This is a genomic window from Mesorhizobium sp. NZP2298 (assembly GCF_013170825.1).
Taxonomy (GTDB): Bacteria; Pseudomonadota; Alphaproteobacteria; order Rhizobiales; family Rhizobiaceae; genus Mesorhizobium.
Genome location: NZ_CP033365.1, coordinates 4,893,800 through 4,911,152 on the forward strand (window position 1 = coordinate 4,893,800; position 17,353 = coordinate 4,911,152).

5 protein-coding genes are annotated in these 17,353 nt (G+C 63.7%); 1 reads left to right on the forward strand and 4 read right to left on the reverse strand.

Going from position 1 to position 17,353, the window contains the following annotated elements; all coding sequences use genetic code 11:
* Positions 1–110: 110 nt before the first annotated feature.
* Complete coding sequence (locus tag EB231_RS23820; protein ID WP_172350969.1) at positions 111–353, reverse strand: DUF1127 domain-containing protein; 243 nt, start codon at positions 351–353, stop codon at positions 111–113.
* Positions 354–525: 172 nt separating this feature from the next.
* Here EB231_RS23820 and EB231_RS23825 point away from each other — a divergent pair, with 172 nt between their 5' ends.
* Complete coding sequence (locus tag EB231_RS23825; RefSeq protein WP_172352997.1) at positions 526–2,535, forward strand: BTAD domain-containing putative transcriptional regulator; 2,010 nt, start codon at positions 526–528, stop codon at positions 2,533–2,535.
* Positions 2,536–3,181: 646 nt separating this feature from the next.
* Here the strand turns inward: EB231_RS23825 and EB231_RS23830 are convergent.
* From EB231_RS23830 to EB231_RS23840, 3 genes are all read right to left on the reverse strand, one after another.
* Positions 3,182–3,724, reverse strand: coding sequence for an invasion associated locus B family protein (locus EB231_RS23830; RefSeq protein ID WP_172350970.1), 543 nt, complete (start codon positions 3,722–3,724; stop codon positions 3,182–3,184).
* Between the two features lie 75 nt (positions 3,725–3,799).
* Positions 3,800–15,178: an autotransporter-associated beta strand repeat-containing protein gene (locus EB231_RS23835; protein WP_246740704.1), complete on the reverse strand. Its 11,379-nt coding sequence runs from the start codon at positions 15,176–15,178 to the stop codon at positions 3,800–3,802.
* 423 nt (positions 15,179–15,601) lie between these two features.
* Positions 15,602–16,495 (reverse strand): helix-turn-helix domain-containing protein, encoded by an 894-nt coding sequence (locus EB231_RS23840; RefSeq protein WP_172350972.1) that lies wholly within the window; start codon positions 16,493–16,495, stop codon positions 15,602–15,604.
* Between the last annotated feature and the right edge of the window lie 858 nt (positions 16,496–17,353).

The window sequence follows — 17,353 nt, forward strand, 5'->3', positions numbered from 1 at the left end:
TCTGGCCTCAGATGGTCAACAACGGACTTTTCAGTCAGCTCGAGTATCGTAGTGACCCGACCCCGGGTGAAAGCCCAGCGCTCTTGGTGCCGGGCGTCGGATCTTTTCCGCTAACGCATCGAGATCAGGTTGGTGACAAGGCCGGCTTTGACAACCAGCTCGGGCCGAGAAGGCTGAGGAAGGCCAACATCCCGCAACTGGTCGGCAGTCAAATCGGCCAGTGCGCTGCGTGTAGCCGTTGCGCGCTGCCACTTTCTGACAGCCGCAATCGTCGTTTTCATGTTCGCCAGTCCGAATAACAACGCGCGCTTTCTCGGCGCGCGATCTTCGAGGTGCGTTGTCATCTCAATCATTGTTCGTCTCCGCTTTCTGTATCACCTCCAGAACTTCCCACCATGGCGCTTGGCCGCCGTTGGGCTGTGCGCTAACAACATGGAAAAGGCCGGCGCTCTGGCGCTAAATCTGCGTTAAATCGAACGACGGACTTGCTATTTTTGCAGCTCGGGTCGAACTCTGGCGACGATGGTGCGCATCCGGTTGTTCGGCGGCATAGAAGTCATATCTCCAGGGGGCCAGGCCGTGCGCTTTGCCACCCGCAAGGCTGCGCTGCTTTTGGCAGCCCTCGTCCTGGCCGGCAGTCGCAGCCTGCGGCGGGAGCAGATCTCCGAAGCGTTGTGGCCGGGCCGCGACAATGTTCAGGCGCGCAACAGCCTGCGGCAGGCACTTGTCGATATCAGGCGTTCCTTTCCGAACGACGGCAGCGCCGACATCCGCATCGAGGGAGATCAGGAGACCGTCGCGCTCGTCGTCGCTCCGGATCATACGGACATCTCGCTCTTCGATCTGAAGCTCGAGGCCAGCCAAGCCGCCGATCTTGCCATTGCCGCGGATCTCTATCGCGGTGAATTGCTTGCGGGCGAGGCCATCCCGGATGGGCTGGACGAGTGGTTCGGGCCATATCAAAGCAGCTACCAGCGCAAGGCGTTGCAACTGGTGGAGCAGCTCGGTCTTGCACAGGCTGCACCCGGCTCGGCGGAAGAGGCAGCTTGCGAGAGGCTCGCGGAGAGGCTGCTCGCTTCAGACCCTGCCGCGGAAGCCGCCCATCGGGCGTTGATCCGCATCCACGCTCACCGGGGGCACGAGAACCTGGCCTTGCGCCAGTTCGAGCTGTGCCGGGCTGCCTTGAGAAAGCAGCTCGGCGTGGAACCGGAAGCGCAGACCAATTCCCTGGCCGCTGCCCTGCAATTGCGCGAAGGAGCCGAACATCGTATCGTCCCGGCCTCCGAGATCACGTCGCAGCAGGTGGCAGTCCCGGCTCCGATGAAACAAGACGACCGCCCGTCGGTCGCGGTGCTGCCATTTCAGAATTTGAGCGGCGATGCCGAGCAGGAATATTTTGCCGACGGCATCGTGGAAGACATCATCACTGCGCTGGCTCGCTTCCGTCACCTGTTCGTCATAGCCCGAAATTCGAGCTTCACCTACAAGGGGCGGGCCGTCGACACAAAGCAGGTTGGGCGTGAGTTGAACGTGCGCTACGTCGTCGAGGGAAGCGTGCGCCGGGCTGGCGAGCGTCTGCGCATCAGTGCGCAACTGATCGACGCCTCGACAGGCGCTCATCTATGGGCGGATCGTTTTGACGGACCGCTGGCCGATGTCTTCGATCTGCAGGACCAGGTCGCATCGAGCATCGTTGGCGCCATAACGCCGAAGGTGGAGGAGGCGGAGATCGAGCGTGCCAAGAGCAAGCCGACCGAGAGCCTCGATGCCTATGACTACTATCTCCGCGGCCTGGCGGTGTTTGACCGGACCGCGACCAGCAGGGCGGCCATAGACGAGGCTTTACAGCTCTTCACGCAGGCGATCGCTCATGACCCGGAGTTCGCCATAGCCTATGCCAGGGCGGCGCGATGTTATGTCACCCGAAAGAGCAACGGCTGGATGGTCGATCGCGCAAAAGAGGTTGCCGAAGCCATGCGACTGGCGAGGCGCGCGGTCGAGCTCGGGCGGGATGACGCGATCGCGCTGTCGTTCGGTGGATATGTGCTGGGCTACATTGGTGGAGAGCTTGAGGACTGTGCTGCCTGTATCGACCGGGCCCTTGTCCTCAACGCGAATCTGGCTGTGGCGTGGGGCTACAGCAGTTGGGCGAAGGCCTGCCTGGGCGAACCGGACGAGGCCGTCGAGCACGCCGCCCTTGCCATGCGCCTGAGCCCATTGGACCCGCGCCTGTTCGCATGGCAGTTTTGCACTGCGCTGGCGCATTTCTGCGGTGGCCGCTACGACAACGCGGTCTCGTGGGCAAGAATGTCCTTGCTCTCCCAGCCCAACTACGCGAGCGCGATGCGCGTCATTGCGGCCAGTCATGCCCTTGCGGGACGGCTCGGGAAAGCACAGGAAATGGTCGCCCGCCTGCGCGTCCTCAATCCCACCCTCCGGCTTTCGAATCTCGCCGACGTGCTGCCCCCGTTCCGTCGAGCGGATGACCGCGATCGGTATATCGAGGGCCTCAGGAAAGCCGGGCTGCCAGAGTGACTTGCCCGCGAAATCGGGCTAGCGATCATTTCCCGAAGTCGACTCCAGATCAGCAACGGCTGTCGAAGCAGTGCCAGTCTCATCGCCCACTTCTTCAACAAAATCGGCGCAACCGCGACTTCCAGAGTGGTCGCCAGCCATGTCCGCTTCCAGGCGGTGGCAGAGCTGACCTTAACGGCCGAAACCAGGCGCAAAGCTGCCGTTCGCGTCGTGATAGCTTTTCGGGCCAGACTCTCCCATTCCCTGCCGGTCTGTGCAGCACCGAGACACGCCCATCACGCCCGACGCTGTAGAAGATATCGCATGCTCTCCGAGTGGGGGGAAGGGCGGTAGCGCTCTCCCGACTCGAACCCCCATAGATGCTTGGATCAAGTTGCACCACAGCGGATCCAGACACCCCGACCTCCTTCAGTAGCGCGCGCATCTCGACGGGAGCCGCAAGACAGAAAGTGCGAAAAGTTTCCAGGAACCCCAGTCGATGGCCAATTGTAGAACCGTTGACGTCCGCATTGAGACCGGCAGCGGATCGACGGCTCTTGTTGTGAATTAATAGCCGACCACTGCATTACGACGCAGCGCAGCGCCACTTGAACCAGTGGCAAGCATCGGCTTTTTCGCTAAGAAGCGCGCGCTCCGGCAGGAATTGTCACGCTCCAGCGAGGACGCCAAGCCTGTCCAGAGCAGGTGCAAGCCCTTTCAACGACACGGGCAGGACCACATCCTTCTGGTCCGTGCTTCTGACCTTGATCTTCAGCACCGAACCGGCCCGCAAAGCTGCGACTGTCTCTTTCCCGAGGCTGAGGGGCACGATGCAGCCGGCCGGCAAGCAGGTGGAGAAGCGCAGCGCCTCCAGCGGCTGCCCGTCGTCGATCTGCAAGGTGGCGCCAGCGTCGAGCATAAGCCCAAACGGAAGGACGAGGTTGCCGCCAAGCGTCGCACCGCTGTTTCCCCTAAGCTCGACAGCCATGACTCGCTGGCCGTTCTGCTGCGTTTGTTGCTGGGAGACGGCGCACGCTATTTGTGGTGCCCCGCTTTGACAGGTCAGGTTCCAGTCCTGGTAGCTCTCCTGGAGCGAAGTCGCACCGCCTGGAAGCCCTGTCGTCTCTTGAGCAAATGCCGAAATCGCAAAGCCCATTACGAGCAGCGCGGTGGCCGCCAATAGGCTTCTGCCCCAGTTCTTGCGCGTCATATCATCCACTCCTATCGAGCCGGGCGCACTCGATCCCGCTCCTGATCCTTACATGCCAGCCCGGGTATCGGCTGACTACCATGTGACGCTGAGGCCGAGCTTCGCGCCGATCGACTGGCTGTCGCCAAACTCCTTCAGGCTCGACTTGGCAAAGGCCTCGCCAAAGACCGTGTAGCGATCATCGGCCCAAGAGAGCGATCCGCCGAGACCTGCGCCGGCCCACAGAGGCTGATCGTGCTCGTGAAACGAAGTGCCCGAGACGTCCACGTTGTTGCCATCGAGGAAATCGTAATAGAGGTTGGCGATGCCGTAGAGGTGCGAGCGGTTTACCTTGCCTCGTGCACCCGTCCAGGCATCCTCATAGTCGAGGGACAGGCCGGCACGGCCGATCAGCGCCTCGCTGCTGTCAAGCGAAACCGCCGCGTCGAACGGATCGGTGAAGCTGTCGAAGCGGACCGCGGAATAGGAGAGCTGAGCCTGCGGCGCCAGCGTCCATTTGCCCCCGAGCGCTAATTTCTGGCCGGCTTCGATGCTCAGCGCATAGCCGAATCCATTATTGCCCTTGGCGAGCTCGCTGCCCAGCGTGGCGGACTTCAAGTCGCTGTCATACCACGACACCTGCGCCTGGCCATCGGCGTAGAAACCGTTATCGCCATACCAGGTCAGGGTACCAGCGAAGCCATAGCCCTTGGCATTGATGGAGCCGACGCCATAGATCGACGAGACCTCCGACGAGGCTGTGCCATAATGGAAAGAGACACCGCCGAGCAGGATACCGGTAGCGTCCTCGTAGAGCAGCCCGTCGACCCCCGTCTCCAGCTTCCATGTCGTCACGTCATAGTCCGAGACCGTTGTGGCGCTCTCGGGGCTCTGGCTCGTGTGAGCGGCCTCGATGCGGGCCCAAATGGCGTTCTGTGTCGGAACGCTGCCGATCTCGTCGGCGCCCTGAGCGGCACCTGTCCAGGAGCGGTTGCCGAGCCGCTGCTGCAGGGTACCCAGCTCGTTGAGACTCTGCAGGACGCCTGGATAGGCCTCATAGATCGGCACCGCCGGCGAATAGAGCGGGTTCGGCGATCCATTGATGAGCGCGGAGCGCAAATACCAGTCACCATCCGTCGGCGTGCTCACGCCGTTCTTGTAGAGCCTGTAGGCATAGGCGCCGCTGACCACGGCCTGGTCGCCCTGGAAGACATAGTCACCGGCAAGAGAGAAGGTGCCGACCGAGCTCCCGTCGATATCGACGATCTTGATGCCCTCGACGGTCTGGGCCCCTGCCCCACCGACATTGGCGACGGCAAGAATGCCGGTGCCGGAGGTGCTGCCGTGGATGACGACCTTGTCGGTGGTCGAAGCATCGCCATCGAGCGCTGCATTGAGGAAGATGGTTCCGCCGTTGCCGGTGTAATCGCCATTGACGGTCAGCGTCGTGCCCGGCGCGCTGCCCAACCGCACGGACCCCGCATTGCCGAGCGAGGCCACGGTCTGGTTGAAACTGCGGAGATCGAGCGTTGCACCTGAGGCGACGGTGTATGCCGATGCCGCGCCCAGCGCATCCGCCGCACCCGCCGACAAGGTGCCCTGCTGGACAGAGGTCGGGCCGGCGAAAGCGGAGCCCCCTGCGGTCAGCACAAGGGTTCCATCCCCGGCTTTGGTGAATGCACCCGATCCGGTCAGCGCGCCGTTCATGGTCAAAGTCGTGGCGGCGGCGGTGGAGACCGTGCCGGAGCTCATCACGTTCACCGCGCGCGCGGTGGCGAAGCTGCCAGTGGTGCGCAGCGTGCCGCCGTCGAAGCTGAGTCCGCCTGCCGCGTCGCCAAGGTTAGCGTCGGCGGAGACCTGCAGCGTGCCGCCGTTGATCGCTGTACCGCCGGTGTAGGTATTGGCGCCGGTCAGGACCAGCGCGCCGCGGTCGGATTTGACCAATTGCGCGTCGCCCGAGAGAACCGAGGCGATCGTTGCCTTCATCGTGGCGCCGGCGGCGGTGCCGTCACCGACGACGATGCTGCTCGACGGTCCGGTAAGGTCGATGCCGTCACCCTGGACAACATAGCCATCGGTCATGAACTGCATGCCGGAGGCCGTCACCTGCCCCAAGCCGTCATCCACCGTCACCGCGCCGGCCTGGCCGGCAAAGATTCCAAAGGAGCCATCGTTAAAGGGAGCATTGATGGTGCCGGCCTCGTTGGCCCAGTTGTCATTGCCGGCCGAGGTCTGCCAGACGCCATCGCCGCCATTGATTACCCCGTTGTTCTTCGGCCCGGCAGCGCCGTCCCAGTAGTTGAAGGTCAGGCCTTGGGTGTTGACTAGGTTCACCTGGTGATCGATCGAGGTCTGGATCGAATAGCCGGTTGACGGGATCGTGCCCACGACGAGGCCGTTGTTGGTCAGCGTGCCGCCATAGCTGAAGACGCGGTAGACGCCCGGCCCGAAGGTACCGCCTGCGCTCGTGGTGACATTGAGCTTGCCGTCGAGGACGAGATTGCCGCCGACTGTCGTGAGGTCATTAAGCGCGCCACCGACGACGTTCGCCTCGCCGAAGGAATAGTTCAGGACCGAGCCGCTGGAGAGGTTGAGGTTACCAGTGATGGCCAGCGTGCCTGGGGTGCCGTCGACTGAGCCGGGCGCCAAGGTACCTCCGTCGGAGACAATCACATCGCCGCCGATCGAGCCCTTGCCGCCAATCGTCGCGCCGCTCGCGACCGAGACGAGGCCGGTAGCAGCGCTGTTGTCGCCATCGACATAGAGGCCGCCCGTCGTCACCGTGGTCGGCCCGGCATAGCTGTTGGAGCCGGTCAGTGTGAGTGCTCCGATGCCGGTCTTGTTCAAACCGCCAGCGCTGGTGATCGGGCCCGAAAGGGTAAGATTCGCATCGGTCTGGAAGGTGGCGGTACCTGCATTGAGAGTGACGTCTCGCGCCGAGGTGAAGGCCGCGGTGGTCTGCAGCGTTGCGCCATCGTCCAGGCTCAAGCCGCCGGAGGGATCGCCCAGATTGGCATCGGCCGAAACCTGCAGCGTGCCGCCCTTGATGGCCGTGCCGCCGGTGTAGCTGCTGGTGCCGGCCAGCACCAGCGTGCCAAGGTCGGTCTTCACCAGCTGAGTGGCGCCTGTGAGGTTCGATGCGATGGTTCCGCTGAAGCCTGCCCCGACCAGCGTGCCGTCGCCGACCCGGATGGTCGACTGCGGCCCGAGCAATTCGATGTCCTGTCCCTGGACCACATACCCGCCGGTCGCGAACTGCATGCCCACGGCCTGCACCTGGCCATTGGTGTTGTCGACGCTGACCATACCGGCTGCGCCGGCAAAGATGGCAAGGCTGCCGTTGGTGAAGGCCGCGTTCAGGTTGCCATCCGAACCGGTCCAGTTGTCGTCTCCAGCGGCCCGCCAGGTTCCGTTTCCTCCGTTGACAACGTCATTGCTTTTTGGACCGGCGTCGCCATCCCAGAAATTGAGGGTCTGGCCGCTGATGTCGACGAGGTTGACCTGACCCGCGACCGACGTCTGCACCACGTGGTTGGCCGATGTTGTGTCCAGCCCGTTGTCGGCAAGCGCGCCGTCATAGCTGATGACGCGATAGATGCCCGGCCCGAAATTGCCGCCCGGGGCTTCCGTGACATTGATGGTACCATCGAGCGTCAGATTGCCATGCACGACGGTCAGATCGTTGTAAGCGCCGCCGACCACGCCCGCCTGGCCGAACGAATAGTCGAGGTTCGACCCGGAGGCCAGATCGAGACTGCCATTGATCGTGAGCGTGCCGGGCGCGGCGCCAAGGCCGCCAGGAGCCAGTCTGCCTGCCACGTCAACAAAGACGTCACCGCCGACAACGCCCGTGCCGCCAAGCGTACCCGCGGCGACGATGGTCTGTCCGTTCGCCGCAGTCTGGTCTCCATTGATGTAGAGCCCACCGCCACCGTTGATGATGGTGAAGCTGGAATAGCTATTCTCGGCCGTGAGCACGGTGGTCCCCGTTCCGGCCTGGGTAACGCTGCCGCTGCCGGAGATCGTGCCGTCGAATGTATAAAGGTTGGAGCGATTGAAGCTGAGCGTGCCGTCGTCGACCACATCGCCGAGAACCGCACCCGTCGTGCCGCCAGTGCCCAAAGCCAGGACGCCGCCCGCAATGGTCGTGCCGCCGGTGTAGGTGTTGTCGGCACCGAGGAACAGCGCTCCCGTGCCGGTTTTTGTCAGCCCGCCCGCGCCGTCGATGGTTCCATTCCATACAAGCGTATTGTCAATCTCGAATGTGCCGCCGCCCGCTTCAAGGGTCGCGTTGCGTCCGGAAGTCACGTTGGACAGGCTGCTCACGTGCAGGGTGCCGCCATCGAAAGTGACCTTGCCCGCCGCACTGCCAAGATTGGCGTCGGCCGTGATCAGGACCGTGCCCCCTTTGATGAACGTGCCTCCCTGATAGGTGTTGGAGCCTGCCAGGACGAGTGTGCCGCCGCCTTGTTTGGTCAACGCGCCAACACCTGCGATGGTGCCGCCGAGCGCCAGGTTGGTCGCGCCGTCGATATCGAATGTGCCGCCGCCGGCGTTGAGCGTCACGAAGCGCCCGGAAGCGATACCGGCGGTTGTATGCAGCGTGCCGCCGTCAAGCGAAAGAACCCCGGGGAAGCCGCCGAGATTGCTGTCGGAGGAAATCTGCACGGTGCCGCCGTTGATCGCGGTGCCGCCGGTGTAGGTGTTGGCACCTGCCAAAACCAGCGTGCCGGCGTCGGTTTTGACCAGTTGCCCGGCCCCCGTGAGGTTCGAGGCGATGGTTGCCGTATAGCCCGCGCTCGCCGCCGAGCCGTCGCCAACGCGGATGATCGACTGCGGCCCAACAAGCCCTACGTCCGCGCCCTGCACCTGGTAGCCGCCGATCGCGAATTGCATGCCGACAGCCAAAACCGGGCCATTCGTGCCGTCCACCGTCACCATCCCAGCCGTACCCTGGAAGATGGCGAAGCTGCCATTGGCAAAGGGAGCGGCGAAAAGTCCGGTCGAGTCCGTCCAGTTCTGGTCGCCGGCGGCACGCCAGGTGCCGTTGCCGCCATTGACGGCACCGTTGGAATGCGGACCGGCGTCGCCGTCCCAGTAGCTCAGCGTCAGGCCCGCCGAGTTGACCAAATTGACCTGGTTGGCGACCGATGTCTGCACGAAATAGTTCGGATCGGTGACGTTGAGGCCGTTGTCGATCAGCGAGCCGCCATAGTTGAACACGCGATAGATGCCGGGGCCGAAGCTGCCGCCCGATGTCTGCGTAATGTTGAGCATACCGTCGAGGGTGAGATTGCCGCCGACGTTGATCAGGTCGTTGAGCGCGCCGCCAGGCACATTGGCCTGGCCGAAATCGACGTTGAGGTTGGAATTGCCGAGGGCGAGATTGCCGTTGATGGTCAGCGTGCCGGGCATGCTGCCTGCTCCACCGGCGCTCAACGTGCCGCCGTCGGCGACCGTGACGCTGCCGCCGATAATGCCTGTGCCGCCAAGCGTCGCGCCGCCGGCGACCGAAATCTGCCCGGCCGCGCCCGACTGGTTGCCGTTGACGAGCAGGGTGCCGGCATTGACGTTGGTCGCGCCGCTATAGCTGTTGGTGCCAGTGAGCGTCGTAACGCCGCTGCCGAGCTTGTTGACCGTGCCGCTGCCCGAGATCGCGCCGGCAAAGATGTAATCGCTGTTGAGGTTGAAGGCGAGCACGCCGTTGTTCGTAACGGCTGGCGTCGCGAGCGCCCCGGCCGTCGCGCCGTTGCCGATTTGCAGCGTCCCGGACTGTATAGTCGTGCCGGCACTGTAGCCGTGGTTGCCGGTCAGCGTTAGTGTGCCGGCGCCCTGCTTGGAGAGAGTCTCGAAATTGCTGACATTGGCGGCGTCCAGTGTCCGCCCCGCGGCGGTAACCACTTGCAGCGTGTCGCCCGCGCCGGTTTCGCCGCCGGTGCCCGCATCGACGCCCGCGCCACTGATGACGGCGGTGTCATTGAGCACCAGCGTGTCGTTGCCGGCGCCGAGGTTGAGCTGTGCGGCGCCTGTGGCGAGCGTGCCGCTGACATTCACCGTGTCGTTGCCGGCGCCAAGATTGCCATTGCCGCGCAACGTATCGCCGGCGCCAATGTTGATGGTGCTTGCCCCGCCATCGCCGGTGATCGTCGAGAAGCCGCCGGCGGCGGCTCCGACCGTGCCGTTGACGGTGAGCGCGCCGGTGCCGTTCAAGGCGATCGTCGGCGTGGTGAGACCGCCATTGACCTGCAGGACACCCGCGTCGACTCGGGTCGCGCCGATGTCGTTGCCGGCTTGCGTCAGCACGGTGGTGCCCGTCCCGACCTGCGCGATGGTGCCGGGGCCGCTGAGAAGGCCGTTGAAATTGAACGTGTCGCTGCGGTTGAACGACAAAGTCGATGTGGCGGCATTGACGATCACATTGCCGGCGCCTGCATTGCCGGTGGTGCCGCCATTGCCGATCATCAAATTGCCGTTGTTGATGACGGTGTTGCCGGTAAAGGTGTTGTTGCCGGTGAGCGCCCAGGTGCCGGCATCGTTCTTGGCAAGCGTTGTCGCGCCGCCCGCGCCGTCGGCGATCGCCCCACCCATGATGTTGAGCGCGGTGTTGGTGCCGCCGAGCGCGATGGTGCGCGGACCGCTGCCGGAATAGGTCACGGCGGCCGTGTTGCTGAAGACGACGGCGCCCGTGCCGGAGGATTCGATGAAGCTGGTGCCGGCGGAAAGCGTGAACAGCCGGTCGGTCGTATCGCCGCTACCGGTATAGCGCAGGGTCGAGCCGTTGCCGATCACGAGGTTGGCGGCCGCGTTGGACGAGGCGCCGATGCTGCTTGCCGCGCCGCCATTTGCCAGCTTGCTGACGCCGAGTACGCCGCCATTGATCGTGGTGACGCCGGTGTAGCTGCTGTTTTGATTGTTGAGGATCCAGCTGCCGGCACCGTCCTTGGTCAGCGCGGTGACGCCGGCGCCATTGTTGGTGATCTGCGTGGCAAGGCTGTTGTTGCCGGTGTTGGTGCCGCCGAGCGCCAGCGTCTGGGGCGTGCCGGGAGTCGTGAACGCGATCGCCCCGGTATTCGTGAAGGCGATCGCGCCGGTACCCGAGGATTCGAGCCGGCTGCCGGCCGAGGCGCCGAGCGTGAACAGGCGATCGGTGCTGTCGCCAGTCCCGACATATTGCAGGGTGCCGCCGTTGAGGACGAGATTGGCCGCCGCGTTGCTCGACGCACCGATCGCGCTGTTGACGCCGCCGTTGGCTAGGCACGAAACCTGCAGTATTCCGCCTTTTGCTGTCGTGCTGCCGGTATAGGAACTGGCGCAGCCGGTGAGCGCCTGGGTGAAGGTTCCGCCCTTGACCAGCCCACCGCTCCCGCTGATCGCGCCGGCAAAACCGCCCGCTCCGCCGTTCGAGGCCATGGTCAGCGTCGCCGTGCCAAGCGTGACGTTGCCGCCTGCTGCGCCACCGCCATTCAGATAGGAGATGGAGGTGCTGAAATTGTTGAGATCCAGTGCGGCACCGGCGGTGTTGTTCAGGCCGAATCCACCCACTCCGATAGCACTGGTGGAGCCGGCGCGCAGGATGCCACCTGTAACCGTCGTGATGCCTGTGTAGGTGTTGTTGCCAGACAGGACGAGCGTGCCTGAGCCGTCTTTCCGGAGGGCGCCGGCACCGACGATCGGGCCGCTAACGCCGAGCACGGTGGCGGCATTCACCACGTTGATGGCGCCACCGGTAGTGGCGAGCGTGATGCCGCGGTCGATGCTGACGCTGCCGCCGGTATAGGCAAGGACGCCGCCGTTCAGGCCAAGGTTCGCCGAGGCGCTGGTCGAAGCGCCGATGCCGCTTGCCTGCCCGCCATTGGCAAGGCAATCCACGCTCAGCGTACCGCCAATGACGTTCGTCGCGCCGGTATAGGTGTTGTTGCAGCCAACCAGTGTCTGCGTGCTGCTGTTGTCCTTGGTGATGCCGCCGGCTCCAGTGATGGAGCCGCTGAAGCTGACGGTCGTCCCGCCCACCGTCAGGGTCGCTCCGCCGAGGCGCACGGTGCCGCCATTCGCGCCGCCTCCCGATAATCCGCCGACCTTGTTGTTGAAACCGTTGAGGTCGAGCGTGACGCCGGCGACATCCGCCAAATTCATGGCGTTGGGACCACCGAAGGCCTGGGTAGAGCCGGCGCGCAACGTGCCGCCGTCGATCATCGTCGGGCCGTTATTGGTGTTGGTACCCGAAAAAACCAAAGTGCCGGCGCCGGCTTTGTGGAACGGCACGGCGCCAACCACCGTGCCGCCGACGGTGAGCGTCGTAGCCGCATTGGTGACATCGATCGTACCGCCCGCGCTTCCGTTGAGCGTGAAGCCGCGATCGGTGCTGGCCGTCGCCCCGGTATATTGCAGCGTTCCGCCGGTCTGGATCACGAGGTTCGCGGCATCCGACGACGATGCGCCGATGCCGCTCGCCAGACCGCCATTGGCCAGCGTGCTGACAGACAGCGTACCGGCCGAGATGGTCGTGACGCCGGCATAGGTGTTGGCAGCGTTTGCGAGTGTCAGCGTGCCGGCGCCGGTCTTGTTGAATCCGGCATCGTCCGAACCGACGACCACGCCGCCGAAGCTCAGATTCCCGCTGTCGACCTGAATCGTCCGCGGCGCACCGCCATTGACCAAAGTGAAGCCGCGGTCGGTCGTGCCCGCGCCGACGCCGGTATATTCCAGCGTGCCGCTCTCGAGCACCAGGTTCGCCGAACCCGCGCTCGAAGCGCCAATGCTGCTCGCGGAGCCGCCATTGGCGACGCTGTCGATGGCCAGCGTGCCGCCGCTCAGCGTCGTCCCGCCGGTATAGCTGTTCGCGCCGGTCAGCGCGACCTTGCCGGTGCCGCCCTTGGCGAAGCTGGTGGCACCGCCATTGTCGACGATGGTCGACGCGATCGTGAAGGTGCCGGTGCCCGTGCTGTTGTCGAGCACGCCCAGCGTACCACCGCCAGCCGCGCCGGTGATCGAGCCGCCGGTGATGGTCTGATTGGCATTGTTGACACTGGCGGCGACAATGATCGTGCCGTCCACGCCGAGCGTGTTGCCGGCGCCGATGGTGACTATGGAGTTGGACGGGGCGGTGTATTTGATGCCGCCGAGCTGGACATTGCCGGCAACGGTGTTGGTGAACGGGGTGTTGGCCGCTCCGCCCGCGTCGCTGACCACGTCGCCGGTCAGCCAGGTGCTGGCATTGTCCTTGTTCGCATAGGCGGTGAAGGCGGTGATGACGCCGCCGCTGACCTGCGCGTAGTCAGTGCCGTTTATGGTTGCCCAGCTGAGCGCGCCGTCGCCATTGGTTGTGGTGATGCTGCCGCTCGTCGGGAGCTTGAAATCGAGCAGGCCGCCGGTATGCGTGATCGCGCCGAGGTTGAGCGTCATGCTGCCGCCCGCACCGGCTGTCGTGACGATCTGGTTGTTGCCCGCGTTGACGTTCAGACCGTCGAAAGTCTGGCTGTTTGCCACGCCCGCTACGCCGGTCAGTGTGACCACGCCGCCAGCCAGGTTGAGGCCGGACGAGCCTGAGATGATGTTGCTGGTCGGCGCTCCTGGCGCGGCGAAGTTCAGCGCCAGCGTGCCGCCATTGACCGTGGTGTCGCCGGTATAGGTGCTCGCCCCGCTCAGCGTGAGCGTGCCGGTGCCGCGCTTGATGAGGCCGCCGCCGCTGGTGGCGCCGTCGGCGATGACGCCGGCATAGCTGGTGCTGGCGGTGCCGTTGACAGTCAGGTCGGCGCCATTGAGCGTCACGCTGCCGCCCGTGCCGGCGAGCGACGTGGCCGTGGCGTCAAAGCCATTGAGGTCGAGCGTGCCGCCATTGACGACCACCGCATTGGGCGCGCCGAACGCAGTGGCGCTGCCGGCCCGGAGGGTTCCGCTGGTGACGGTGGTCGACCCGACATAGGTGTTGGCGCCGCTGAGCAGCCAGCTGTTTCCCGCCGCGCCGTTCATGACCAGATTGCCGTTGCCCGAAAGTGCGCCCGAAAAGGTGCTGCTGCCGGCGAAGCTGCCGCCAAGGGTGAAGGTGTCGCCGGGATTGGCTGGATTGAACGACGCCGCGCCGCTCAGCGCCAGCGAGCCGGTGCCATCATTGAGGATCGCGCTGGCGCCGTTGAGCGACAGTGTGCGGTCGGTGCTGGCCGCCGCGCCGGTATAGGACAACACGCCGGTGTTCAGGTTGATGATTGAGCCTGAACCCAGCGAGCTGGCGGCCCCCTGGTTCGCCAGTGAGCTGGCCTTCACGGTAACGGTCTGGATCGTGGCGGCACCGCCAAAAGTGTTGGCCCCACCCAATGTGATGGTGCGGTTTGTCCCGCCGCCCGTGAATACAAATGGCCGAACTGCAAGGTTGCTGCTGATGACGCCCAGCAGCCCCAGGTCTGCCGTCTGTGCGTTCAGAATGACAGATGGCGTATACCCGCCCCCCGCGATTATGTCCCCGGTTACCGTCAGCGTGCCGGTTCCCTGATTTGTCAGGGCGGAAGCACCGGTGCTGGGCGCCATGTTCCAGGCGCGGTTCGAGGTATCGCCGCTGCCGGTATAGATGGCGGAGGCATTGCGGACGAAGACCGTGCCGTTGGCCACCGTGGTCGCCGCGCCGAGGGAGCTCGCCTCGCCCAGATTGCCGATCGACGAGAAGTACAGGTTGAAGCTGTCGGTACCGACCGCACCTGTGAAATCGTTGGTGTCGTCGCTCAGCACCGTCTGTGCGATCAGGGAAAAGCCGCCGGCCCCGGTGATGTGCGCCGAGCCGACGCCCCCGCCAATGCCCGCGGAACCGGAGAGCAGCGTAACAACGCGGCCAGCGGCGAGCGCGCCAGTGCTTCGCAGATTTGTGCCCGCTGAGAGCGTGATGCCGTTGCTCGCGGCGCCGAGTGCAGAATCGCCGCTGAGGAGCAGCAACCCGGCGGTGACGTTGACGCCACCGCTGAAGGTGTTGGCCCCGCTCAACGCCAGCGATCCCGCGCCCGCCTTGGTCAGCCCCGCGGTGCCGGCGAGGATCGAGCTGATGGTCGCATTTCCGTTGGTGGTGATCGCCGGCGTGGCGCCGGCGAGTGTCAGCGTGCTGCCCGTGACCGTGTAGGTGGCGCTGGCATTGATGGTGAGGCTGTTGGCGGTAACCGGCGCGCCCAGCGTCACCGTGGCGGTGGTTCCATTGGCGCCGCCGAAGATGGCATTGTCGAGCGCACCGTTGTTCCACGGCGTGTAGGGACCGCTGACGCCGTCGCCATTGGGGCTCCACCTGTTAGAACTCACGTCCCAGGTCCCGGTGCCGCCCGTCCCGGCCGCCGTGCCGTTGGGATCCCAGTATCTGTCGGCGGCGCCGGCCGTCCCGGTGGCCAGCGTCATCAGCAGGATCGCAGGCAGGAACGGGGCGGCTAACGCCCGCGCCGCCGAAAAGGCCGGCTGCGCCATATGAGCGGCGTAGCTCGCCGCTTTGCCCTTCCACTTGGTCATCCGGCCGCCGCGCAGGAGCCGGGAGAAAATAGGCCTATCTGCTTCTCTCGCCGCCCGTCCCTTGTGACCCGGTAGCGCTTGGGAGGATGCGCGCCCGGGATGTAGGTGGCCAGCTTTCAGCCTCGGGTCGCCGGCACCGCCGCCGCTATCCCTCTGGTCATGGATGGTCCCGCCGTAGGCCAACCCAGCCATGTATCCCCCTACATTAGAAAGTTGTAATGCAATGCATCCCAAGGAATCAGGACACTAGCGCCAACATGGGCATGGAAACGTCCGGACGTATTTCAAAAAGGTACGACGTTTGACAAAAAAATCCGACGCGTTTTGATCTAATTACACACTTCTACCGGAGTGTTACTGTAATATCACAACTCATTATTTCGTAACGCTAATATAGGCTTAACGGACCCCCGAAATCGGGCGTTAGATTGAGGATCGAAAGCGGGTTGGGGTCGTGCCTCGATATTTCCTCATCGCAGCAGTCAGGTGGCTCTGGCTGGAAAACCCGCTCAAATAGGCAACTTCCGCAATCGTCATGGCTTCGTCCGAAAGCAGACGTGTGGCGTGATCGAGCCGTAGGTCCAAAAGGTAGCGATGAGGTGCCATCCCGAAAGTTCGGCTGAATGCTTGGGTGAAATGCTTCGGTGAAAGCTTTGCAAGTGCGGCCAGCTCGTCGACAGAGATCTTGCGGGTGAGATTGATGCTCAGGAACTCCCGCAGTTTCTGCGCGGACTGCCTGGAAAGACCGCCCTTGAACTGCGCCGGTCCGCTGGTTCGTGTGGCATATGCGTGAAGCACGTGAATGCCCAGGATCGCGATTAGCTGCTCGACGTGGAAGCGGCTTGCGCCTTCCTTCTTCGTGAGCTCCGCCTTGAGCAGTTGGGCGACACGCAACGCATTGTCGTCCCGTGTGCCCAGGGGCGGAGGCGTCAACTCCGTTTCCACTGGGCCAAATTGCTGCCTGGCAAGTTCTTTGAGACTGTCGTCCGGGTAGACGATAGTGGCGCTCTCCCGCGCCTGTGATAGACGCAGCCGCGCTTCAAGATGTGCCGGCTTGACGATGATGCTTCCTGCCGGCGCGTCATAGCGCTCGGCCTTGCCCCCTCCAAGTGTGGCACACACTGGTGCGGCCTCGAGACCGACAAGGACGACGTGTTCACTCGCCTCGAAGGTGTGCAGCCCGGGTGGCATGAGGTGATAAGTTGCCCTCCCCCGCTGCGTCGCAATTGTCCGCTCACCGGTTGTCGAAGAAAAAGCCTGCAAATCCTGATCGGATGAATTGAAGTCGGCATCAAGCTCGCGATCAGAAGAAATCATGTTAGTCGGTCGGTGTCATGGGCGGGCAGGAAACACATTCATGGCCTCTATTAGAATTCTCTAATCTACATAACGATCTTCCATACAGCCTGGCTGAGCGTCTTCACCATTTGGTATGTAAACTGTTCCTCGAATGACCCGGTTCCCGGTCGTTCGATTTTGATTCAACTTAACGATGGGACAGCAGTCCTGTACCATACAAACGCAGCGGTTGTGGGCCACAGTCAAGCGGCTCTGCCCAGCGAAGCGGCTGCATCCGACCGCGCCTTGGCTCAATCATCGCCTCTGCCGTCCATGCGATGCCGGGCAAGCGGACGATAGGTCTATTACGGGCGTCGTCCGTGCAGTAGACGGCTGAAGGAGGCGTCTCGCCGATCGCGCTTTTAAGTCAGTCCATAGGCTCCGAGTGTCACTCAATTTGACCAAACCCAGCCGCGAAAAAAATCCCATCGATAGGTTGCCGTGCGCAGATGCCGACGCATATTGATCGAGTTTTGAACCGCGGCTTGTGGCGCGAGCCACAAAATATCCAACAATGGTGACGGAACTTGCGTGACTCCGAAGCAGCAGCGCCTCCGGGGCTTTTGACTAAAGCATCGGAGGACCAGGAGAATGCGAGGTCGAAGCTGGATCCGGCAAGAGCGGCAGGCCGAAGCCCAACTGCTCAGGGAACAGATCGTCCAGCTGGAAACTGAGCTACTTACCTAGAGAGGCGCTGCCGAGCCAAGAAGGCTTACCGAGCTCGGCTACCACATTCATTCCAGCAAATTGCGGCTTCAGCGCCTGGAACGCTGCATCTCTGACCTGCAATCCGCCAATCGACGGCGAGAAGAACAGGCCCCATCAGGTCTAGGGATA